Origin of the sequence: Sulfitobacter sp. 1A12056, from assembly GCF_043558125.1 — a bacterium.
GTDB classification, from domain to species: domain Bacteria; phylum Pseudomonadota; class Alphaproteobacteria; order Rhodobacterales; family Rhodobacteraceae; genus Sulfitobacter; species Sulfitobacter faviae.
Window position 1 is genome coordinate 116,618 of record NZ_JBIFFY010000005.1, and the last position, 20,536, is coordinate 137,153.

Below are 20,536 nucleotides of genomic sequence, written 5' to 3' on the forward strand. Positions count from 1 at the left end.
CCTGCCCCTAGATGATCTCAAGGTCGGCATGCAGAGCGCCCGCCGCCTTGATGGCTTGAAGGATTGAAATCGTCTCGGTCGCGCCGACGCCGATGGCGTTCAGCCCGTCGACGAGCCGTTGCAGGCTGACCGATCCATCAATGACGGCGAATTTCGCGTCTTTCTCTTCCACGCCGACCGAGGAATTCGGCACCACCACGGTCGTCCCGCCAATCGACAGCGATTCGGGCTGGCTCACGTTGAAATCATCGCGGACGGTGACGGTCAGCCCGCCTTGGCTGACCGCGACTCGGTCGATGCGAACATTGGCCCCGATGACGATGGTGCCGGAGCGTGCGTCGATCACCACTTTGGCGACCTGATCGGGTTGGACTTGCAGCGGCTCGATCAGGGCCATCGTCTCCATCAACGATCCTTTGCCATAGGCCGACACGGTGATGGTGCGCGAATCGATGGCCTTGGCGACCGGGCCCATGGCTTGGTTGATCGCCGCCTCGACCCGCTGTGCGGTGACGAAATCGGCGTTGCGCAGGGCCAGTTTGATGCTGTTCATCTCGCTAAAGTCGAAATCGACCTCACGCTCGACGATGGCGCCATTGTCGATCCGCGCGCCTGTCGGCACCCCTTCGACGATGGAGGCGTTCAGCCCCTGTGCGGCGAAACCGGCGACGGCAATCGGGCCTTGGGCCACGGCGTAGATCTCACCATCGGCCGCGGTCAGCGGGGTGACGATCAGCGTGCCGCCGCGCAGCGATGACGCATCACCCAGCGAAGAGACCACCACGTCGATGGTGCTACCGGCCCGCGCGAAGGGCGGCAGGGAGGCGGTGACCATGACTGCGGCGGTATTGGCCGTGCGCATCTGGTCTTCGGTCAGGTTGCCGATGCCGAGCCGCTCTAGCATGCCTTCGATAGCGCGTTCGGTGAAAGGCGCGTTGCGCAGGCTGTCGCCCGTGCCGTTCAGCCCCACGACCAGCCCGTAGCCGACCAATTGGTTCGACCGCACGCCTTCGACGGTGACGATATCCTTGATCCGCACCTGTGCTGCCGCCGGCGCGGCGAGCGCGAAGGTGAGGCCGATCAGCAAGAGTTTAAACAAGGCGTTCATGGGGCGGTTCCGGTTAGAGGTAGTTCAGGAAGGACAGGCGCGAGAGCCGCGCGGTGATGGCAAAGCTGGAGTCGAGTTGGTTCTGCAATTGGGTCAGACGGGTGGCCGCGTCATATTGGTCGACCCCTTCGAGGTTCATCACCTCCCCATCCAGAAACAGCGCCCGGCTTTCTTGGGCCGCGATCGTATCGGCAAGTTGTGCGCGTTTCAGGCCGGTCTGGGTTTCCAGATCGGTCAGCCCTTCGAGCCCCGCGCCGATGGCGCTGCGCGCCTCGCTCAGCCAAGCATCGCGGGCGGTCTCGTCGGGGATGTCGCTGGGGTTCACCGCGCTCAGCATCGCCAGCCCTCGGACCAGATCGCGGATTGCCGGGTCATTGGCTTGGGCGGTTTGGGTGAGAGTTTGCGTCTCAGACGTACGCGAGGTCAGCGGCGGATTGCCCGACGGCGCGCCGTTGTAAAAGGTGTTCTCGAAATTGTGGTTGAAGAACACCGAACTGTCGCCAAAGCCCGCCTTAAGGTCATCGATGGCGCGCTGCACATCCGCCACATCGGTCAGAGGGCCGCCGATCATGTGATCCACCGCGATGGCCGGGGATTCGCCGGTGCGCGGGTTGATCTCATCCCAAGCTTGCAGCGGGTTGGTGTCGCTGCGGGTGCCCGACATCAGGAAACCGGAACTGTCGCTGACCGCCGCACGCTCCAACACCCGGTCAAGCGCCGTGCGTGCCGCCTGCGACAGGTAGGTCGTCGAAAGCCCGCCCGCGCTGTCGGTGGTGAAGGCTTGCTCAAGCACATCCTGCCCCACGTCGCGCATGGCCCCGAGCGATGTTTCCACAGCGAGAAAACGGCGGTCCAAAAGCGCATTGGAGGTCAGGAAACCATCGTTGCGGGTGATCTGCATCCTGATGGCAATAGCATCGGCAGAGCGGTGGCCCAGATCGTCATAGGGGTTGGCCTTCAGCCCGGTCGTCACCTCTTTCGACACGTCCGAGATCTCGGCGGCGAGGCGGCTGGTCTGTTCGCGCTGGCGCAGGCTTTGCAAGGCGGTGGAGACGGTGCGGGAAATCTCGGTCATCCTATCCTCACACGCTGGCCAGAAGGGTATCGAGCATATCGCTCAGGCTGGTAAGCACCTGCGAATTCGCGCCATAGGCCTGTTCGATTTCCAGAAGCTTTTGCAATTCGGTATCGACGTTCACGCCCTCGATGCTGCTGCGGTTGTCCTCGAAGGTGATGAGCCGCACGCGCGCCGTCTCGGCCTGCCCATCCGCCCCGACCCGCAGCACGTTTTGTTGGCTGACCAGATCGGCGGCGTAATCCCCCAGACGCGCATTGGTGCTGAGGCCCGTGGCCGCGTCAAAGGCCATGCCCGTTTCAAGCACGTCGACAAAGGCGTTCAACTGCGTGGTGTCGCCCGGCTCGCCGGGGAATGTGGCACCGGCACCGTCGCGCAGCCGCCAAAGCGCGCCGCCCTTGTCGGGCTGGACGCTGTCATTGAGTGCAAGCCGCCCGGCCAGCCCATCCAACTGCCCCGGATCGAAAGCGCCGCCCGCATCGGTGAAAAGCCCCGGCTGCCCGGCCCCGACGGAGGCATCTGCGGCCTCGAAACTCTGCACCAGCCCGCGGGCGAGTTCATCCAATTGCAGCTTCATCTGCGGCAGGTCATTGGCGATCAACCCGCTCAGCCCCGCAAGGCGGCCACTGTCGGACCCGCGCGCGGTGGGGCTGTTTGGCGTGATGTCGATGTCCCCTGCCATCAGCCGCCCCGTCTCGGGGTTGGCGTTCAGCCGCACGGCGGTTTCGCCATGGGCCAATTCCGTGCCGCCCGTGGTGTGCAGTGTCAGCGTTCCATCCGCTTCCCAACGGCTTTGGAAATCCATCTGACTGCCCAAAGCATCAAGGCGACGGTTCATCTCATCCATCAGCCCGCTGGTGCCGGTGGGGTCGGTTCCGGCAAGGGCCAGACGTTCGTTCAACGCAGCGATATCCGAGAGCGCCGCGTTCACCTCGGCCACGCTCGCCACAAGACTGTCACCGGCCTGTGCGCGGCTGGCCTCAAGCCCGATGGCGGCCTCGTTGATGCTGTGCACCAAGGTCTCGCTGCGCGACAAAAGGTCGTTCTGCGCGGCGGGGTCGGAGGGGTTGTTGGCCAGAAGGTCGAGCCCTGCCTGAAACTCCGCTAGACGAGCGGCGGGGGAGACTTCATCGCCCGGCTCGCCCAGAGTGATCAGATAGCTGCCGAGTATCTCACTGGTGGCAGAAGCGCGGCCCAATTCAGCCGAAGCATTCCGCGACATGCCTGCAAGGCGTTCATCCACCTGCCGCGCAATGCGCAACTCTACCGTGCCACTTTGACCGTTGGTCGTGACCTGCGCGGCCTCGCGCCGGACGTAGCCTTCGGTTTGCGCATTGGCGATATTGCCCGCAACGAGGTTGGCTCGACCCTCTGTCGTGCTCAGCCCGCTGCGGGCAATGCTAAAGGCAGATGAGATGCTCATTCATGCACCGGGTTAGCGTTTGATGCTTAGCGTTTCACTCAGCATCTCATCGCTGGTGGTGATGATCTTGGCGCTTGAGGAATAGGCCCGCTGTGTCTGGATCAGGTCGGTCAGCTCTTCCGCGATATCCACATTGGAGCCTTCGAGCGCCCCGCTGTTGATGCTGCCGAGACCGTTCAACATCGGGTTGCCGATGCTCACCGCGCCGGAATCGCGGGTCGCCACATAGGCGTTGCCGTCGACCGAGCGCATCTGGTCGGGGTTGGCGACATTGGCAAGCGGCACTTGGAACAGCGCGCGGCGCTGGCCGTTGTCGAAGACGCCGTAGAGGATACCGCTGTCGCTCATCTCGGCCCGCTCAAGGCTGCCGGTCTCAGTGCCGTCATCCGAAAAGGCCGGAGGCGTGTAGTCGCCCGAGAACTGGGTCATCCCCTCAAAGGTGCCGGGCGCGCCGAAGTCGATCTCAAGCGGTTGGGGGGTGCCGCCGTTGTTGATTTGCAGGGTCACCACGCCGGTCGCGGGATCAATCGGCAGGGTGCCGGGCGTGTAGCTCGCCGGGCTGCCTGCATTGACGCCGCTGTCGGTGAAATTCACCGTCGCTTCGCCGTAGCTGCTGCCCGCTTCATCGCTGATGCTGACAGTCCATTCGTTGGCCGTGGCCCCCGGTGTCCAAGACAGGTTCAGCGCATCGCTGCCGCCCAATTGGTTCACATAGCGCAGGGTGGATTCAAAGGCCGTGCCGGTGGTGCCAGCGCCGGTCTCCTGCGCGGGGACATTGCCCGAAACGCCAACGCGGGTGCTAGGCGTGCCTTGGACCTGATAGCTCGCCACATTGACGGTGCTGAGGTCATTGTAGCTGGTGCTGCTGACACTGCCCGTGGCGCCGCTGGCATCCGTCGGAAAGCCCGAGAGGAAATAGCCCGCCGAGTTGCGCAGGTTGCCGTCCTGATCCGGGGTGAAGGAACCGGCGCGGGTCAGGTAGTAGTTGGATTCGACAGGATCGTTGGGGTTGCGCGAGACAACGAAGAAGCCGTCACCCTGCACCGCAAGATCGGTCGAGCGCCCCGTGCCCATGATATTGCCATTGGCCGAGATATCGGCGCGCACATCCGTCAGCACCCCCGCCTGCGTCGACCCGGTGTTCTGTGTCACGAATTCCGAGAAGGTCCGCCGGTAGCCTACGGTATTGGCGTTGGCGATATTGCTAGAGATATTCTGGACGCGGGAGGAGTTGGCCTGCAACCCGCTGACCCCGATTTGAAGGGCGCTTGTAATGCTCATGACTTGATCCTGCTCGTTCTTGTTATTCTTGACTTATACATGAGAAAGCCGATTCTTCATGACTAAAGCAAGAATAAAATTTGTTTTTGATATTTATGTCACTGACTTTCCTTGACGTCCGTGACCTTGGTCACGGCATCTAGGATACGGTCCGCGCTCTCAATGCTCAGCCGCATCACGTCTGACCCCAGCGGCCCCTCTTCGGCAGGGCGCGCGCCCAGCCCGGTGGCGATCTCGGCCCAGCCGGGCAGGTCGGCCAGCGCGGGAAAGGCCGTGGCGGCTCTTGCGACCGTGGCACTGTCGCCCGCCTGATAGGCGGCGAGGGTCAGGCGGGTGGCATCGGCAAAGGCAAACTGCTGGGGGTGCGCCTCCCACATCTCAAGATAGGCGTGCCGCGCAGCGCCCCATTTGCCGGTCTCGTAGAGGGCCACCGCGCGGCTGCGGCGCAGGTCCATGTCCTGGGCGCGCAGGCGCAGGGCGGCGAGTTCATCCGACCGGCCCGCCTGCGCCAAGGCCTCGACCAAAAGCGCTTCGGCCTCGGCGCCCTGATCGTCGGCATAGCCGCTGAGCAGGTCCACTGCCGCATCCGCCTGCCCACCTGCCAAAAGCGCGCGCGCTTCGCCGCGCCGCAAGCGGGCCATAAGGCTGGCATCGGGGGCAGTCGCCCCGCCCCGCTCCAAAGTCTGGGCCATTTCGCGCAGCGCGCGATACTCCCGCGCGGCAAGGGCGGTCATCCCGGTATCCAGCAGGCGTTGCGGCGCGGCCATGGCATGGCCGACAAAGCCCGGATCGAAACGCCAGCGGGCGCTGATACGGGTGTGCCCTTCAAGAAATGGCCCAAGGTCGATCTCCCCCGCCGCCCCAGCGGCATAGAAGGCACCGTAGATCGCCCGCGCCTGTGCGCGTAGCGCCCCGGCCTCCTCTTCAGGGGCGGTGCGCAGCAAGTTATGCAGCGCCCACAAGGCGGTATCGGTGTCGCCCTGCTCTGCGGCGACCTCCGCCAAAAGCTGCGCGCCTTCGCGCCCGAGGGCATCCCCGCTCCACATCCAGCGCGCGGTTTTCAGCAAAGACAGCGCGTCTTGCCCCGGCAGGGTCTCGGTCTCGCGCCCCATCCGGACCAGCGCGAGCCGCGCCCGTTGCGCATAGGCATCGCGGCCCTGTGCGGCTTGGACATAGCCTTCTAAAGCCATCAAAAGATCGCCCGACACCTCTGAGGCGCGGGCCAGAAGGTAGCGATAGGCGGGGCCATCGCGCAGCTCGGCATGGTCGGGGAATTGCGCGGCCAAAGCCTGCGCCACGTCCCAATTCTCGGCCTCCAGCGCCGCTTCAAGCAGATCGGGCAAAATGGCGGCTTGGATGGCGGGTGACAGGTCGGCGAGGCTTTCCAAGGTGCGCGGCATCAAGCGCGCCGCCTCAGCCACCGCGCCAAGCCGGGCAAAGGCCGCCGCGCGCAGAGCTTGCCCCTGCCCCCAGCCGACGGACCATGACACCGCCTGTCCCAGATCGCTTCCCGCGCCCCCATCGAGCAGGGCGAGCGCGAGGCTCAGGGTCCGGTGCCGCCGCGCGGCATGGCCGGAGAGGGTTTCGGCGTCGAGCGCTTCCAGAAAGCCCGCCGCCTCGGGGCGCATCATCCAAGCAAGGTGCAATTCCGCCAGCCCCAGCAACACCTCGGCCCGCGCAGGATCCTCCGGCGCGGAGACCTCTGCCAGCTGCGTCATCAATGCTTCGCGCGTGGCGAGAAAGTCCTGCTCCCCCTGCTCGGCCAAGGATAGAGGCGCAAAGACAGCACCCTCCTCCGCCGTCGCGGGTGAGGCCAAGAGCAAAGACAGGCCAAGAACAATGTTGTGCAGATGCTTCATTATATGAATAGATGCACTTTATTCTTGTAAAGATCCATTCTTTATTTCACACTGATCTTCATAATGTCACGCCATCCTTGCCCAAACTGAGGCCCGTTATGACGGAAACCAGCCATATCAGCATGTCGCTGGCGACTTCCCTCCAGCGCCAGCTCGACATCACCGCCAACAATATCGCCAACGCCAGCACCGCGGGCTACAAGGGCGAACATGTGGTGTTCGAGGCGCTGTTGCAGGACAACACCGCGCTTGGCGACGATCAGGCGGCTTTTGTCAGCGATACCGGCTCCTACATCGACACCCGCCCCGGCGCGCTGTCGCAGACCGGCAACCCGCTGGACGTGGCGCTGCATGGTGAGGGGTGGTTCAGCTATCAAACCGTCGACGGGCAGCAGGCCTTTGGCCGCGATGGCAGCTTTGCGATCGACCCTGAGGGCAATCTGACGCTCCTGTCGGGGGCCAAAGTGCTCGACGCGGGCGGTGCGCCGATCCAACTGCCCCCTGCGGGCATGGGCGATATCAACATATCCGAAGACGGCACCATTTCGGGCAGTGAGACCGGCCCGCTGGGCCGGATCGGCGTTTTTAATATCCCCGAAATCCAAAGCTACAAGCGACTTGGCGGCGGCATGTTGGTCGCCCCCGAGGGCGCTGCCAATCCCGCCGTGGCCGAAGCCGTGCAGGTGCGCCAAGGCACGCTGGAGCTGAGCAACGTCAACCCGGTGCGCGAGATGACGCGGCTGATCGACGTGCAGCGCGCCTATGAGCGCACCAATACCATGATGGGCAATGCGGACGACTTGCGCCGCGACTCGCTTAAACGGATCGGACAGGCGGTCTGACCCGGCATCCGTAAAACGGAAGGAACGAGAAAATGAAGGCACTCAGCATCGCCGCGACCGGCATGATGGCGCAGCAGACCAATGTCGATGTGATCTCGAACAACATCGCCAACGCGAATACCACCGGGTTCAAGGCCAGTCGCGCCGCCTTTCAAGATCTAATCTACCAATCGATGCAGCGCGAAGGCGCCGTCACCTCTGATGCCGGATCGACCCGCCCCGTGGGCATCGACATCGGCATGGGCGTGCAGACCGCCGGCACCGTGCGGCTGAACACCCAAGGCGGCATGGTGGCCACGGAAAACCAGCTTAACGTCGCCATTGACGGGCGGGGCTATTTCTCGGTCACGCTGCCCGATGGCGGCACCGCCTATACGCGCGACGGATCGTTCCAACTCTCCCCCGAGGGTGAGATCGTGACGATGCAGGGCTACCGCGTCGAGCCCGGCATGGTCGTGCCCGAGAACACCACGGCGGTCGAGATCAACGAACAGGGCGTCGTCATGGCCTATGTTGAGAATGATCCCGTCCCGGTGGAACTGGGGCAGTTCAGCCTGACCACGTTTGTTAACGAGCCGGGGATGCGCCCGGTGGGCAACAACTTCCTACTGGCGACCGAAGCCTCGGGCGAAGCGCAGGTGGTGAACCCCGGCGATCCGGGCGCGGGGATGATCCGTCAGGGCTATCTTGAGGCGTCCAACGTGAATGTCATCCAGCAGATCACCGATCTGATCTCGGCACAGCGCGCCTATGAGATGAACTCCAAATCAATCGAGACCGCAGACCAGATGCTCTCGGCTGCGAACCAAATCCGCTAATGCGACGGCTCGCCGCCCTCTTCCTTGGCCTGATGGCGCTGACCGGCCCCGCCCTCTCGGCGCCCATCGGCGTATTGGTCGAGGAACGCGCGCGGCTGGACTACGCCGACAGCCTGCCGCAAGAGGGTGCCTTCGAGATCACGGTCAAGGACGCCCCCGCCGAAGAGGTGCTGACGCTGGCCGAGTTCTGGATGGACCCGCGCAGCGGCAAGTTTCTGGCCAATGCGGTGCTTGAGACGGGCGAGGTGCAGCGCATCGCGGGCTATGCCCTTGTTACCATGCCGGTCCCTGTGCCCATCACCCGCCTGCTGCCCGATGACATCATCATGGAAGACGACCTGACCGTGATGCGCCTGCCCGTGGGCAGGATCGGTGCCTATGTGATGACGGATATGGAAGAGGTCGTTGGCAAACAGGTGCGCCGCGTGCTGACGCCGGGGCGGCCCATTCAGACGCAGTCCATCATCCAGCCGCTGGTCATCAACCGGGGCGAGCGGGTGGAGATCTATTTCAGCGACGGGCTTCTGGCCCTCTCCTCACCCGGGCGCGCGCTTGATGACGCACATGAGGGGCAGGAAATCCGTATCGTGAACCTTGTCAGCAACAAAACGGTCACCGGCATCGCCACCGGCGAAGGGACCGTGGAGATCATTCGATGACCACCGCTTTCGCGCGCCCCTCTGTCTTGATGCTCGGCGCGGCCCTTGCCCTGACCGCCTGCGATACCGCAGATCACTTCGACCGCGATCCGCAGCCCTCGCCGATCGTGGTGGACGGCCAAACCATCCCCGAGGTCGCCCGCGTACAGGTGCCGATGCCCGCCGTCGCGATGGAGCCGCCGCGCCGTGGCAGCGCCAAGGCCTCGCTCTTTTCTGCCCGCAGCGAAGCGTTGTTTGCCGACCAGCGCGCCGATGATATTGGTGATATCGTCACCGTCGTGATCTCCATCGACGACCGCGCGCAACTGCGCAACTCGACCGACCGGGAACGTGAGGGTGCAAGCTCCATCGGTTTCCCGACATTCTTTGGCTATGGCGCGAAAATTGCCGCAATTCTGCCTGGAATCAGCGCGGCAGACCTGCCGAGCGGTGATGTGGTCGAGATCGGCTCAGCCTCCGAAGCGAGCGGCTCTGGCGCTATTTCCCGCAACGAACAGATCGAACTGAAAGTCGCCGCTTTGGTGATCGACAAACTGCCAAACGGCACGCTCGTCGTCGCGGGACGCCAAGAAATCATGGTGAATCAAGAGCTGCGCGAGCTGCGCATGGCCGGGATCGTGCGCCCTGCCGACATCCGCGATGACAACACCATTTCTTACGACAAGATCGCCGAGGCCCGCATCGCCTATGGCGGCAGAGGCACGCTGTCGCGCGCGCAAGAGCGCAGCTACGGCGAAGACGCGATGGATGTGATCCTGCCCTATTAATTCCTGACTTGGTCACAAAGTGAGACCATTGCCGTCGCAATCGACCGTTAAACCTGACGAAAGCTCAGGAAAGGTCGAACATGAAAAAGGCAGCAATCGCATTTATAGCACTCCCCTTGCTTTGCATGGGTGCAGGCTATGGCGCCGGTCTGGCCCTCGCCCCTGCCCCAGCCGAAGCGGCGGGGACAAAGAGTGATGAGAAGACCCCACATGGCGCGGAGGAGGCCGTAAAGGACGCCGCCCATACGCCCGAGAAAGACGCCCATGGTGCCGAGGGCGAAAAACCCGCCAAGGGCGATGAGCACGCGCCGATGGACAGTTATGAACTGGCCAAGGACCGCACGGTGGTGCGCCTTGGGCAGATGACGATCCCGGTGGAGAAGACCAACAGCGTCTCTTATGTGGTCGCGGATTTCGCGCTCAAGATGGGGTCACTGGAATTGGCCGAACGCTACCGCCGGGTCGAAGACGCGACGCGGATGCGCGATTCGCTCTTGCAGGCGATGAACCTAGCCGCCGAAAGCGCCGTGCTGCGCGGCGTGGCGATCGACAGCGAAGCCCTGTCGCGGCTGCTGCGGGATCTGATCAGCAAAGAGCATAAGGGCGTCGATGATGTGATGTTCGTATCGCTCTACAAACAAGATGTGGCGCGGCTCTGACACGCGCCACAGCGCAGGTTTACAGAACCGAACGCACCACGTTCGACAGCACGGATTCCCCGTTATCCAGTTCCAGCTCCGGCCCGTAGGCGGTGAAGTTCACCCGCGTCACCTCGGACCGGGTCAGCGGGGTGACGCCTACATCGTTGCCCTCGGCATCTGTCGCCGTGATCTCAACCCGGAAGGTATCGGGCGGCACCGGCAGCCCCACGGAATCGAGGCGGTTCCACTCCACGTCGATCACCTCTCCTTCGGCGGTGGAGAGGCCGGGCATCTCGCGGATCAGGGTGCCGTCTTCGGAGAAGATCCGAACGGTCACCTCCTCCGCCCCGGCGTTGAGCTGGTAGCTCAGCGGGAATTCATCTTCGGTCATGCGCACTTGGGTCGAGGGCACCAGCACGTCCCGCCCGATCAATTGCAGGTCCGACATCGCGCCCACGGTGGAAAGCATCGTGCTGATCCGCTCAAGGCTCGCGTTGGTCGCGATGCTTTGCTCGACTTGGGTCAACTGTGCCAATTGCGAGACGAACTGCGTCGAATCCACCGGGTTCAGCGGGTCTTGGTTCGAAATCTGCGCCGTCAGCAGGGTGAGAAAGCTGTTGTAGCTTTCCTGAAGCTCAGCGGATGAGGTCGCCGCCGCCGAGGTGTTGGCGGTGCTCAGGGTGCTTGCTGTGGTCGCGTCGATCATGGTCTCGCCTTTCAGGTGAGGATATCTAGCTGCCCGGCGCCGAGGCGCGGGCTGGGGGTCTGGGCCAAGGGCGCAGCGTCACCGCCCTGCGCATCATCGGCCTGTGCTGTGGTCTGGGTGAACGCCGGGCCCTGTTGCTGCCCGCCATTGCGGCCCCTGTCGCCGAAAGTCTGGAAATCGAGATCCGCATTCTCGGCGCTGATGCCGCGCGATTGCAGCGCGTCCAGCAGTTGCTCACGGTCTTGCCGCAGCATGTTCAGGACCGAGGCGCTTTCGGTGGTCATAGCGATCTGCATGCGCCCCGCCTCACTGCGCACAACCTCAATCTCGATCTCGCCCATGCCGTAGGGGGAGAGCGAGAAACGCAGCTTGTTGTCCGCCGTATCAAGGCTGCGGATCTGTTGGCTGACGTGTTGGCGAAGCTGTTCTTCCGGCGCGGCGGCTGGGTTCGGCGCGGGGGCCGGCGTGGGCTGCGGCGGGCTGAGGCGTAGCCCCTCACTCTGCGGTGCCTGCGGCGCGGTCAAAGCGGCGACCTCGCGCAGGACGGCCTCTGCTGCCGGGGCATTTGTGCCGGGCTGGGCTACCTTGGCGGCATCGACAGCGGCGCTGAAACGCTCGGCGGCGGCTGTGAGGCGCGGGTCTGCGGCTTCAATGCTCAAGTCCACCTTGGGGGCGGTCGTGCTGCCCTCGGCCTTCGCGGCGAGGGGCGGTTCTGTCGCCCCCACGGTGGCGGCTCTCGGGGCCGGTCCCTCACTCGGCAAGACCGTTTTAAACCCGCTCTGTTCGGCAGGGCCTTCGGCCTGCAACACTGGCGCGGCCCCTTCGGAGGCAATCACGCGCGCCCCCAGCTGGGCCTGCCCCATGGCCATACGTCCCACAACCGGCAGCGCGGCCGAGGCGATGCTCAATTGGCTCGCCGGGGTGGGCAGGCGCAGGGCACCGGCGATCCTCTCCTCCAACGCGGCCTCAAGGCTGGGGTCATCCAAATTCGCCACCGCCTCCAGCGCGCCGAGGTTTTCAGGCGGCGCTTCGCCCAAGGCTTCGGCAAATGCGACGAGGGCGGCTTTCGGGGTGATTTGCTGGCTGGTCTCCTCCAACCCCGCCAGGGTGTGATCCATCAGGGCCATCAGCCCCTCTGCCGTCTCAAGGTCGATGTCCTCGGGCAGCGTATCGGGTGCGGCTTCCACCTCTGGCGCGGCTTGCAGGTCTTGGCCCTGCGCCTCCGACGCGCCTCCCTGCCCGGCCAACCCCTGCATCAAGGCGGCAAAGCCTTCGGCAGCCCCCTTCCCCGAGGGCTGCCCGAGACCTGCGGCATTCGGCACCGCAGTTGCTGCCTGAAGTTGAGCGATCATCTGACGTCCTCCAACTTGGGATCCACGGCGGGATTCCGAAGGCTCTTGTAGGATCAGGAGATCCGCACGTTCCCGCGCTGATCTTCAAAGGCGCGGCGTGCGCTGCGGGCCTCGACGAGGGCTTTGAGTCGCAGGGTCCACTGGTTAAGGGTCACGGGCGTCTCTGTCCCGGTCAGCGCACGAAGCGAGATCTGCGCGCCCTCTGCGGGGGCTGCAAAGACCGAATGACTGTCGACCGGACGGCCCCAGTACTGCCCCAGAACCGCGCTGAGCCCCATGCGGAAGGCCGCAGGCTCAAGCCCCAGCTTGAGCAGCTCATCCGCCTCGGCGGCGTGATGGTAGGCCTGCCCCAAAGCGTGCAGAACGCTGTCTTCGTCCATCATCGGGAACAGGCCGCGCCCGATGATCCCGATCAGCACTTCGCCCACCAGCGCACCGGCGGCTTGGGAAATATTGGTGAAATTGTCGCTTTTGCGAATAACGACGAGCGAGCCATAAGGCACATCGGCGTCGAGTTCTTCGGCAAGGATATCGCCAAGGCAAATGCCCGGGATCGGTTCGATGCAATCTGGCATTGCCACCGGGTGACCGGCCCAATCCTGCATCTCGAAGACCAAAGCTTGAACCGGAATCAGCGCCCGGATCAGCATGTTGAAATGACGGCCATCGGCCGATGAATCCATGTGGCAGGCACCCTTCCAGATGCCACCTATAAGTGAGTTTACCTGCATTTCCGCCTCGTTCAGGACGTTCTGTCCATGGTTTATCCGGGCGATTTTTAAGAGTTTTTTAGGTGCCCGGTGCTCGATTATTACATAAGGTCTAGATCGCAAGACCTTGACCGTCAACAATTTTACAAGACCGTGCCATTTTTTTGGGAATCAGCGGCAGGGATGTCGCACTTTTGCCAAGGATGGAAATCTCGCACAACCGGGCCGATAGAGCCTTGAAAACAAGGTCTACTTGGCTTGATAGACCAAGCGAATCGAGATGCGCCGGTTTTCCGGCGCCAGGGGATCGACCGTGTTGATCGGTTGCGTGTCGGCCACACCCGACACCCGCATAAAGCGCGCGCCTGCGATGCCCGCGGCCATCAGCGTGCGGCGCGTGGCATTGGCGCGGTCTGCCGAAAGCTCCCAATTCGTGTAGCCATTGTTCGCGCCAAAAGCGGCGGCATCGGTATGGCCCACAATCTCGACCGGCTGGTTCTGTTCGGCAATCACATCGCCGATGGCCAGCAGCAACTCGCGGGTCTTCGGGGTCACCTCGGCACTGCCCCGCGCAAAGAGAGACCGCTCATCCTGATCCAGCACCTGAACCGTCAGCGCCCCGTTCGATTTCTCCAGCCGGACATTGCGCGCCAGATCATTCAGGGTGCTGTCAGAGGTGATCCGCTCGGCGATGTCCTCCGCCATGCGGTCGATCTCGGACTGGCGGCGCTCTGATTCCTCGATCGCGGCGAGAGTGGCGGGATCGGCGGGCGCTGCGGTTTCGGGCGCTTCGGCATATTCCACGACCACGGCGGCGGGTTTATCACGCAGACGGCTGTCGAAGACCATCATCGGATTGTCACGGCCAAAGGTCGGCTTTTGCACATTGCCGGTGTTGTCGACCGCGCCGGTCATCACCCCTGCGGCCATCAACGGGCGCAGGTCCGCCGCCGCATCCGAAGAGGATCCGCCGTCCGACACCGTGGGGGTAAAGTAATTTGCCAGCCCGCGCAGCTTTTCCTCATCCGAGGCGGCGAGGATCCACAGCAGCAGGAAAAACGCCATCATCGCGGTCATGAAGTCCGCATAGGCCACCTTCCAACCGCCGCCGTGGTGGGCGTGGCCGCCCTCCGCGTCGTAGCGCTTGATGATGATCATCGCGTTCTTCTTGTCAGCCATCACGCGGCCTCCCGATTACGCAAGACCGGGCACGGGGGCCAGATCAGGAAAGCTCTGCGTTGTTGTCCGATTTGTCGCGGCTGTATTTGCCCAGACCTGCGCGTTTGGCGTATTCGGCCTTGCGCTTGGAATAGCTCGGCGCGACCAGCGGCGTGTCGGCAGGCAGGTTGAACATCACGCGGTATTCCGCTTCGGTCAGCCCATGTTCGGCCCCGAGGTGACGTTTCAGCATCTTGAACCCCTTGCCGCAACATAGGCAAAAGATCGTGTCTTCGGTCATCGGCTGCTCGCCCGGTGCGGCGGTCATGCCCTGCGCCTTGGGCGCGACGGGGGCCACGGCGGCGGCTGGGATATTGGCCAATGGGGTGGCGGGGGCCTCAGCGGGGGTCGCGCGCAGACGCTCGACCAAGGTCAGGATATCGTCAATGGTCACGTCGCTGCGGCTGGCGAACCCCGAAACGATGGTCGCAATCGCGGTATCGCTCAGATTCTGCTTGGGGGGTACATTAGGCATGAAGCAACTTCCTTGTTAAGTTAATCTTGCCTTCTGCAAGGTTCGCGAAGCATTCAAAGAGCGCTTCGCAAGGGACGCAGCAAAGATAAATAATTCTTCGCCGTTTATTCTTATCACGATTCGAATTGTATTTGGAACCCGCGCAAGTATTGGCAAGCACTTTTTCGCCATATCGTGCGGAATGCATCACGGCTCCATCTGCGCGACGGTTTTGAAGATCGCGCTTTTCGGGGCCGGATCGGGGGCCACGTCATTTCCGGTGGTCTGGGCGATGATTGTGCTGAACAGACCGGTCACCCCCAGCCCTGCCACCGCGATCAGCGGCACATGCAGGGACTTCCACAGGCTCTTGCGGGGCGCGGGCGGCTGCGGTGCCAATGCGGCGGGGTCGAGCAACTCAGGCTCGGGCGCCGGGGGCACCTCGATCGGCGCGCCGAACTCGACAAAGATGCCGCGCGGCATGACGGCCACCTTCACTTCACGGCGCGCGCAGCTGTCGCTGAAGCCTGCGGGGAAGAGCTCAGCCGGGATGTCGATCACCATATCATCCTTGGGCCGCCACTCCGCCGCGAGGGTGTCACGGGGGATATAAACCGATGCGAAATCATCCCGAAACGCGATATCGCGCACCAAGGTCGGCACCATGGGCAGCGGCTGCTCCGGGTTGGAGGCGATTCGCATGCGCCCCCCGGCGAGCCACATCTCAAGCCGGACATAGAAACACTCCCCCGGCTGCACCTCGGCAGAGGGCATATAGCCTTCGGGCGGACCCGAGCGCAGCTTGCGGCGCTTGCGGTTGCCGATGGGAAAGATCTTGTTGGTGCTGACGCGTTGGAACTGGTCCAATTCGGGCCGCTGGCGCATCAACTCGTCGAAATCCAGCCCCTCTTCGCGGGCGAAATTATAGTTGATCAGATAATCCGCCGCCGTTTCCTCAAGCGTTTTGCTGTCTTGAATGGCCTTCAACAGCGCATTTTCCTCAGAAAACAACAGCCTACGGCAGGGGTGGCCCTCAACCTCGGGGCTGACGGCAAAGCTGCCCACGGGACGGTCGAGGATATCCGCTACCCGATCGAAAACTGCATGTTCTTCGTCATTGTGAAAGACCACGAACTCGCAAAGACCGGCGGCATCCATGCACAGCAGCAGCCGCATCTCTTCGGGCCAGCCCGGCACGAGCACCGAAAGCTCGGAGGGATCGACGAAATAGGCGAAGGCATCGGGCTCTTGCAGAGCGTCGACATCACCCTTCAACTCTTCTTTGACCGAAAAACCACTATTCATCATTGAAACCCAAGTTCTTTCCTAGATAATACTTGTATAGACCCATTCACTCAAGGATAAAGTAAGAATAGTTTCTTTTTGGAGGCGTGTGCAGCAATGACACTCTTGCTTGGTCTTGTAATGGTCTTCGGTCTGGTCTTTGGCGGTTTCATGCTGTCGGGGGGCAATATGGACATCGTCCTGCACGCCCTCCCCTACGAGGGCATGATGATCGGCGGTGCCTCTCTGGGGGCCTTCGTGATCGCCAACTCCTTCTCGGTGGTGAAGTCATCGCTGGCCGGGGTGATGCGGGTGATCAAGGGGCCGCGCTGGAAGGCGGCGGATTACAACGATCTGCTGGCGCTGATGTTCGAACTGGCGCGTCTTTATAAGACCAAGGGCATCGTCGCGATGGACGAACATATCGAAAACCCCGAGGCCAGCCCGATCTTTCAGCGCTACCCCAAGCTGATGAAAGACCACTTCCTGACCGACCTCATCGCCGATAGCTTTCGCATGATGTCGATGCAATTCGACGACCGCTTCCAGATGGAAGACGTGTTGAACCGCAAGATCAAAAAACACCACCACGAGGCGCTCGTCTCGGCCCGCGCGATCCAGAGCATGGCTGACGGCCTGCCCGCCATCGGCATCGTCGCGGCGGTTCTGGGGGTGATCAAAACCATGTCGTCGATCGACAAGCCGCCAGAGATCCTTGGCGCGATGATCGGCGGTGCCTTGGTCGGCACTTTCCTTGGGGTTTTCCTTGCCTATTGCATGGTGCAGCCCATCGCAGGCCGGTTGGAGCAGATCGAGGAAGAAGACGGAGCGATCTATACCGTGATCCGTGACGTCATCGTCGCCATCGTGGCGGGCCACCCGCCAAGCATCTGCATCGAACTGGGCCGCGGCAACATTCCCACGACGAAACAGCCGAACTTCTCCGCCGTGGAGGCCTCGCAGCGCGAACTGCCTGCGGTATGATGCGCCCCCTGCCCCTGATCGCGCTGATCGCGCTCCTTGCCGGGCCGGGGCTGGCGGCGGGACCGGCCAAGGAAAAGGATGCAGAAGAGGTCGACAAGACCGCCAAAGCAGAGGCCCGGCTGCCCAATTCCATGCGCCGTCACGGTGTCATCGGCCATGTCCCCCCGATGGAGGGGCTTCCGCTGCTCGACGCCGAGGTGCTGGAACGGATGCGCGAGCGGCTCATCGTTCTGTCACAGGGCGCAGAGCAGTGAAGCCAAAGCGCGGCGACGGGCTGGCTGTTTTGTCGCGGCTGAAACGCTTTGAGATGGAGAATGTCGCGCTGGAGATGGCCGAGGTGAACCGCGCGCTGACCCAGATCGAGAACGAACGCCACAGCCTGATGGAGCAGCTCAACGACCGGGGCGATCCCGATGCGGTGGAATCGACGCGGGTGGTCTCGGCCTTTATCCGCAACGTCTCGGAAACCATCCACCGCAAGGAGGCCGAGGCCGAGCGCCTGCGCGCCGACAGCGCGGGCATCCACGACAGGCTGAACGGGCTTTTCGCCGAGGCCAAGCGCATCGATCTGATCCGCAACCGCCGCGCCGAGGCCCGCAGGCAAGCCCTGCAAGAAGCCGAGACCGCCGCCCAAGCCGAAGGGTTTCTGTCGATCTGGCTGGACGATCAACGATAATTACACGGCCATATCCATTTACGGGAACTATTTACGAAAATTCCCCTAAATAGGGAATACCGGACAAGAAAAAACCGCAATTCGATTCCATCAATGCCCCATTGAAAATGTCGCCCTGGGGAGGGGGGGCGCCGAGGCCAACGCGTTTTTATTCCGGCTTCGGTATAGTTTGAGAGGATTTACGATGAAGCGAAGAGGATTTTTCACCGCCGCCGCAATCGGTGCCGCGTCTTTGAGCGTCAGCCCGCTCTGCGCGCAATCGGCGGAGGTGACCCTTGCCGAGGTGCGCGCCCTGTTCCAAAGCCGCGACCTTGGCGCGCGCCGGATGGTGCAGGACAGCCTGAAACACGAGGGCTATTACAAGGGGGCCATCGACGGCGCATGGGGGCCGGGGACCGAAGCCGCCTTTCGCGCGCTCATGGCCTCCGACCGCTACCAACGCCACGCGCCGACATGGACGTTTGCCCATGAGGTTCAGGTCAGCGAAACGATGTTCTTCCTGACCTCCGACGCCTATATGTGACTGCGCCCGGGGCCCTTTCGGGCCTCGGCCTTACCCCGCCTCCGCGACCGCCAGTTCGGCCATGCGCAGCGCCGCGTCGCGGCTTGCCGCCACGGCGATGAACCGCGCGTTGTGACAGAATTTCGCCCCCGGCACGCCGCTTGCGGCCTCCAATTCGGCATCCGTTAGCCCGGCCCAAGCCTCGGGCAGATCGGCGCGGGCCTCGAAACTATCACCGCTTTTGCGGATCGTGGTCAGGGCCCAATCCTCTCCGCGCGGATGCACGACGAAGAGCAGGTGATCCGCCCCGGCCTTTTCCACCGCCGAGCGGAAGGGCATGCCCGTGGGCAGTTCCAAGACGCGCCCGCTGCCTGCCGCCTCAATCGCCTGCATCACCATCGCCTCGGCCCGGCGTTTGGCGGCCTTGCCCTTGATCGCGGCCTCCACAAAGGCCCGCGCGACAGGCAGGGCGGCCATGAAGGCCCGGTCGTCGGCATCCTCACCCCGTTCGTCGAAAACGGGTTTCAGCGTCTCCAAGAGCACCGGCAGGGTCATGCCCGCCAGCGGCCCCGCGACCGAGGGTTCAAGCGCGCCATTGTCGACCAGGTCGACCGGCAGCACGAAGCCTTGATCGAAACTGTGGTGGATATCCTCCACATCCGCCTCGGGCACGTCGAAGCTGCGCAGATAGTCTCGGCCATAGTGCTGCCAGATCAGCCCGAAAGAGCTGTAGGGCTGGCCATCCTCGCGCAGCGGTCCCGGGCGCTGGTGGTGGTCAAAGGTCAGCGCTTCGGCGTCATAGTCGCGGCCCACGTCATAGATGATCCGCCCCGCGCCGGGGGTGATCCACGCGGCATCCCGGCTGCGCATCAGCACCGCCTCCGGGTAAAGCCGCGTCAGGATGACGGAGGACAAAAGCTCATCCGCGTGAAAGCCGCCCGAATGGGTGACGAGATGGGTGATGGTCATGTGGGTGGCTCCGCTGCGGCTGGGGAAATCGGTCAATGGTGGCTTGCGCCCCCATACTGCGCGGCGCAGGCCAAGTGCAAGCCGCCCGCCCTAGCGCGACAGCGCGACCAGCGTGGCCGAGACGGGGTCGAGGATGAAGGCCCCCACCTGCGCCCGGGCCTGCGCCAACCCATCGCGCCGCTCGGGCATCAACTGCACGAGAGAGGCAAAGCGGTTGTGATGGGTGCCGTCTACCGCGCCAATGGCCGAGATATCGACCAGCAAGACGCCATAGCGTTTGGCCAGCGCCTGCACCGCCGGGGAGCTGGCACTTGTGCGCCCGATCCGAGGCCGCGCCCCGGCAAGCCCCGCCGAAATGCGCAGCGCCCGGTCGTCCGGCGCCACAAGGATGGCCATGGGCGGATCGAGCGGCCCGATCACCTCGACCTGTTTGCGAAAGACATCCACGTCGATGTCGGGGGCCGCGAGGACCACATCGCTCAGCCGCGCGATCACCTCATCCTGCCCCGACAGGCGCAACTGCCGCAGCGCCTCCACCACCAGCCAGCCGCCCATGCTGTGGCCGAAAAGCGTGATCTCGCCCACGTCGGGGTCGGCGGCAAGGGTGCCGAGCATGGCGGCCAGTTCATCGCGCGAATAGAGCGCCGCGTCCTTATCCGCGACATAGCCCACCACCGTCCCGGCAGAGGGCCAAGCAAACAGGATCGGCTGTTCGGGCAAATGCCCATCCGCCGTCACCTGCGCCAACCGGAAGAGCGATTCCGGGAAGGTCTGGTTGTAGCCATGGACAAAGACCAGCACGTCCTGCCGCCCCCGGCCAGAGCGGTGGATATCGAGCCCCGGCAGCGGATCGCGCGCCGTCACCGCAAAGCTGCGGCTCGGGTCTGGCTTCTCGTTGGGCCATTCGATCTTGCTGGCCTCATGGTCTGGCGGGATGGCGATGGTGAACCACTCGTAATTCAGCGCCCGCGCGCGGGCGTCGGTATAGGTGCCGGTCTGCGGATCGCGCCTGCGGGTCGAGGCCACGGTGATCGCCAAACTCTGCGCAGCTTCGGCCTCGGGCACCACCGTCAAAGTCTCCCCGCCCGGGCGCGGTGCGCAGGCCGACAGCAAGACCACCGCAACCGCGCAGAGCGTCTGTAGCCCCCGGCCCCCAATCCCATGTCCCTGCATAACGCCCCCCCGGCCCTTCGTTCGGCGCAGTTCTA

22 protein-coding genes are annotated in these 20,536 nt (G+C 63.6%); 9 read left to right on the forward strand and 13 right to left on the reverse strand.

Annotation, left to right across the window (positions count from 1 at the left end; genetic code table 11):
- Positions 1-7: 7 nt before the first annotated feature.
- From ACGYLD_RS11580 to ACGYLD_RS11600, 5 genes are all read right to left on the reverse strand, one after another.
- Positions 8-1,108 carry a flagellar basal body P-ring protein FlgI gene (locus ACGYLD_RS11580; RefSeq protein WP_168612836.1) on the reverse strand — a complete coding sequence of 367 codons (1,101 nt, stop codon included), beginning with the start codon at positions 1,106-1,108 and terminating at the stop codon, positions 8-10.
- A 13-nt stretch (positions 1,109-1,121) separates the two neighbouring features.
- Positions 1,122-2,183, reverse strand: a complete 1,062-nt coding sequence (locus tag ACGYLD_RS11585) for a flagellin (RefSeq protein ID WP_271692048.1) — start codon at positions 2,181-2,183, stop codon at positions 1,122-1,124.
- A gap of 7 nt (positions 2,184-2,190) precedes the next feature.
- A complete protein-coding gene (flgK, locus tag ACGYLD_RS11590) occupies positions 2,191-3,606 on the reverse strand; it encodes a flagellar hook-associated protein FlgK (protein WP_271692050.1) in 1,416 nt (471 codons plus the stop codon).
- Between the two features lie 12 nt (positions 3,607-3,618).
- A complete protein-coding gene (locus ACGYLD_RS11595; RefSeq protein ID WP_271692052.1) occupies positions 3,619-4,887 on the reverse strand; it encodes a flagellar hook protein FlgE in 1,269 nt (422 codons plus the stop codon).
- A gap of 98 nt (positions 4,888-4,985) precedes the next feature.
- Entirely contained in the window at positions 4,986-6,746 is a 1,761-nt protein-coding gene (locus ACGYLD_RS11600; protein ID WP_271692054.1) for a hypothetical protein, read from the reverse strand.
- A 98-nt stretch (positions 6,747-6,844) separates the two neighbouring features.
- On the opposite strand from ACGYLD_RS11600, the gene flgF reads away from it, so the two are divergent.
- From flgF to ACGYLD_RS11625, 5 genes are all read left to right on the forward strand, one after another.
- Positions 6,845-7,588, forward strand: a complete 744-nt coding sequence (gene flgF, locus ACGYLD_RS11605) for a flagellar basal-body rod protein FlgF (RefSeq protein WP_394402636.1) — start codon at positions 6,845-6,847, stop codon at positions 7,586-7,588.
- A 32-nt stretch (positions 7,589-7,620) separates the two neighbouring features.
- A complete protein-coding gene (gene flgG / locus ACGYLD_RS11610) occupies positions 7,621-8,406 on the forward strand; it encodes a flagellar basal-body rod protein FlgG (protein WP_394402638.1) in 786 nt (261 codons plus the stop codon).
- Complete coding sequence (gene flgA, locus ACGYLD_RS11615; protein WP_271692058.1) at positions 8,406-9,065, forward strand: flagellar basal body P-ring formation chaperone FlgA; 660 nt, start codon at positions 8,406-8,408, stop codon at positions 9,063-9,065. Before flgG ends, flgA begins: the two co-directional genes overlap by 1 nt.
- Complete coding sequence (locus ACGYLD_RS11620; RefSeq protein WP_120350413.1) at positions 9,062-9,832, forward strand: flagellar basal body L-ring protein FlgH; 771 nt, start codon at positions 9,062-9,064, stop codon at positions 9,830-9,832. The genes flgA and ACGYLD_RS11620 overlap by 4 nt, the downstream gene beginning before the upstream one ends.
- Before the next feature lie 125 nt (positions 9,833-9,957).
- Positions 9,958-10,491 (forward strand): hypothetical protein, encoded by a 534-nt coding sequence (locus tag ACGYLD_RS11625; protein WP_271692059.1) that lies wholly within the window; start codon positions 9,958-9,960, stop codon positions 10,489-10,491.
- Positions 10,492-10,510: 19 nt separating this feature from the next.
- On the opposite strand, the gene ACGYLD_RS11630 is transcribed toward ACGYLD_RS11625, so the two are convergent.
- The 6 genes from ACGYLD_RS11630 to ACGYLD_RS11655 all read right to left on the reverse strand — a co-directional run bounded on the left by ACGYLD_RS11630 (position 10,511) and on the right by ACGYLD_RS11655 (position 16,221).
- On the reverse strand, positions 10,511-11,179 hold the full coding sequence (locus ACGYLD_RS11630) for a flagellar hook assembly protein FlgD (RefSeq protein WP_271692060.1): 669 nt from the start codon (positions 11,177-11,179) through the stop codon (positions 10,511-10,513).
- A gap of 11 nt (positions 11,180-11,190) precedes the next feature.
- Positions 11,191-12,531 (reverse strand): flagellar hook-length control protein FliK, encoded by a 1,341-nt coding sequence (locus ACGYLD_RS11635; RefSeq protein WP_271692062.1) that lies wholly within the window; start codon positions 12,529-12,531, stop codon positions 11,191-11,193.
- Between the two features lie 53 nt (positions 12,532-12,584).
- On the reverse strand, positions 12,585-13,214 hold the full coding sequence (locus ACGYLD_RS11640) for a hypothetical protein (protein ID WP_394402642.1): 630 nt from the start codon (positions 13,212-13,214) through the stop codon (positions 12,585-12,587).
- Positions 13,215-13,490: 276 nt separating this feature from the next.
- Complete coding sequence (locus ACGYLD_RS11645; protein WP_271692063.1) at positions 13,491-14,420, reverse strand: flagellar motor protein MotB; 930 nt, start codon at positions 14,418-14,420, stop codon at positions 13,491-13,493.
- A gap of 43 nt (positions 14,421-14,463) precedes the next feature.
- A complete protein-coding gene (locus ACGYLD_RS11650; protein ID WP_271692064.1) occupies positions 14,464-14,934 on the reverse strand; it encodes a MucR family transcriptional regulator in 471 nt (156 codons plus the stop codon).
- Positions 14,935-15,120: 186 nt separating this feature from the next.
- Positions 15,121-16,221 (reverse strand): hypothetical protein, encoded by a 1,101-nt coding sequence (locus ACGYLD_RS11655; protein ID WP_271692065.1) that lies wholly within the window; start codon positions 16,219-16,221, stop codon positions 15,121-15,123.
- Between the two features lie 93 nt (positions 16,222-16,314).
- Here ACGYLD_RS11655 and motA point away from each other — a divergent pair, with 93 nt between their 5' ends.
- The 4 genes from motA (at position 16,315) to ACGYLD_RS11675 (ending at position 18,380) form a co-directional block, all read left to right on the forward strand.
- Entirely contained in the window at positions 16,315-17,181 is an 867-nt protein-coding gene (gene motA / locus ACGYLD_RS11660; protein WP_271692066.1) for a flagellar motor stator protein MotA, read from the forward strand.
- On the forward strand, positions 17,181-17,435 hold the full coding sequence (locus ACGYLD_RS11665; protein ID WP_276155511.1) for a hypothetical protein: 255 nt from the start codon (positions 17,181-17,183) through the stop codon (positions 17,433-17,435). Before motA ends, ACGYLD_RS11665 begins: the two co-directional genes overlap by 1 nt.
- Entirely contained in the window at positions 17,432-17,857 is a 426-nt protein-coding gene (locus ACGYLD_RS11670) for a hypothetical protein (protein WP_209217524.1), read from the forward strand. The genes ACGYLD_RS11665 and ACGYLD_RS11670 overlap by 4 nt, the downstream gene beginning before the upstream one ends.
- Before the next feature lie 184 nt (positions 17,858-18,041).
- A complete protein-coding gene (locus tag ACGYLD_RS11675; protein ID WP_067262423.1) occupies positions 18,042-18,380 on the forward strand; it encodes a peptidoglycan-binding protein in 339 nt (112 codons plus the stop codon).
- Between the two features lie 30 nt (positions 18,381-18,410).
- Here ACGYLD_RS11675 and ACGYLD_RS11680 read toward each other — a convergent pair whose 3' ends face one another.
- Positions 18,411-19,328, reverse strand: a complete 918-nt coding sequence (locus ACGYLD_RS11680; RefSeq protein WP_394402645.1) for an MYG1 family protein — start codon at positions 19,326-19,328, stop codon at positions 18,411-18,413.
- Positions 19,329-19,418: 90 nt separating this feature from the next.
- Positions 19,419-20,501, reverse strand: a complete 1,083-nt coding sequence (locus tag ACGYLD_RS11685; RefSeq protein ID WP_271692069.1) for an alpha/beta hydrolase — start codon at positions 20,499-20,501, stop codon at positions 19,419-19,421.
- Positions 20,502-20,536 lie beyond the last annotated feature (35 nt).

Coding starts and splice junctions, on each gene's coding strand:
- ACGYLD_RS11665 (WP_276155511.1), top strand. CDS start 17,181: ATGCGCCCCCTGCCCCTGATCGCGCTGATCGCGCTCCTTGCCGGGCCG.
- ACGYLD_RS11600 (WP_271692054.1), bottom strand. CDS start 6,746: ATGAAGCATCTGCACAACATTGTTCTTGGCCTGTCTTTGCTCTTGGCC.
- ACGYLD_RS11680 (WP_394402645.1), bottom strand. CDS start 19,328: ATGACCATCACCCATCTCGTCACCCATTCGGGCGGCTTTCACGCGGAT.
- ACGYLD_RS11580 (WP_168612836.1), bottom strand. CDS start 1,108: ATGAACGCCTTGTTTAAACTCTTGCTGATCGGCCTCACCTTCGCGCTC.
- ACGYLD_RS11655 (WP_271692065.1), bottom strand. CDS start 16,221: ATGATGAATAGTGGTTTTTCGGTCAAAGAAGAGTTGAAGGGTGATGTC.
- ACGYLD_RS11585 (WP_271692048.1), bottom strand. CDS start 2,183: ATGACCGAGATTTCCCGCACCGTCTCCACCGCCTTGCAAAGCCTGCGC.
- ACGYLD_RS11635 (WP_271692062.1), bottom strand. CDS start 12,531: ATGATCGCTCAACTTCAGGCAGCAACTGCGGTGCCGAATGCCGCAGGT.
- ACGYLD_RS11620 (WP_120350413.1), top strand. CDS start 9,062: ATGACCACCGCTTTCGCGCGCCCCTCTGTCTTGATGCTCGGCGCGGCC.
- motA (WP_271692066.1), top strand. CDS start 16,315: ATGACACTCTTGCTTGGTCTTGTAATGGTCTTCGGTCTGGTCTTTGGC.
- ACGYLD_RS11625 (WP_271692059.1), top strand. CDS start 9,958: ATGGGTGCAGGCTATGGCGCCGGTCTGGCCCTCGCCCCTGCCCCAGCC.
- ACGYLD_RS11685 (WP_271692069.1), bottom strand. CDS start 20,501: ATGCAGGGACATGGGATTGGGGGCCGGGGGCTACAGACGCTCTGCGCG.
- ACGYLD_RS11630 (WP_271692060.1), bottom strand. CDS start 11,179: ATGATCGACGCGACCACAGCAAGCACCCTGAGCACCGCCAACACCTCG.
- flgA (WP_271692058.1), top strand. CDS start 8,406: ATGCGACGGCTCGCCGCCCTCTTCCTTGGCCTGATGGCGCTGACCGGC.
- flgF (WP_394402636.1), top strand. CDS start 6,845: ATGACGGAAACCAGCCATATCAGCATGTCGCTGGCGACTTCCCTCCAG.
- ACGYLD_RS11675 (WP_067262423.1), top strand. CDS start 18,042: ATGAAGCGAAGAGGATTTTTCACCGCCGCCGCAATCGGTGCCGCGTCT.
- ACGYLD_RS11650 (WP_271692064.1), bottom strand. CDS start 14,934: ATGCCTAATGTACCCCCCAAGCAGAATCTGAGCGATACCGCGATTGCG.
- flgK (WP_271692050.1), bottom strand. CDS start 3,606: ATGAGCATCTCATCTGCCTTTAGCATTGCCCGCAGCGGGCTGAGCACG.
- ACGYLD_RS11645 (WP_271692063.1), bottom strand. CDS start 14,420: ATGGCTGACAAGAAGAACGCGATGATCATCATCAAGCGCTACGACGCG.
- flgG (WP_394402638.1), top strand. CDS start 7,621: ATGAAGGCACTCAGCATCGCCGCGACCGGCATGATGGCGCAGCAGACC.
- ACGYLD_RS11640 (WP_394402642.1), bottom strand. CDS start 13,214: ATGGATTCATCGGCCGATGGCCGTCATTTCAACATGCTGATCCGGGCG.
- ACGYLD_RS11595 (WP_271692052.1), bottom strand. CDS start 4,887: ATGAGCATTACAAGCGCCCTTCAAATCGGGGTCAGCGGGTTGCAGGCC.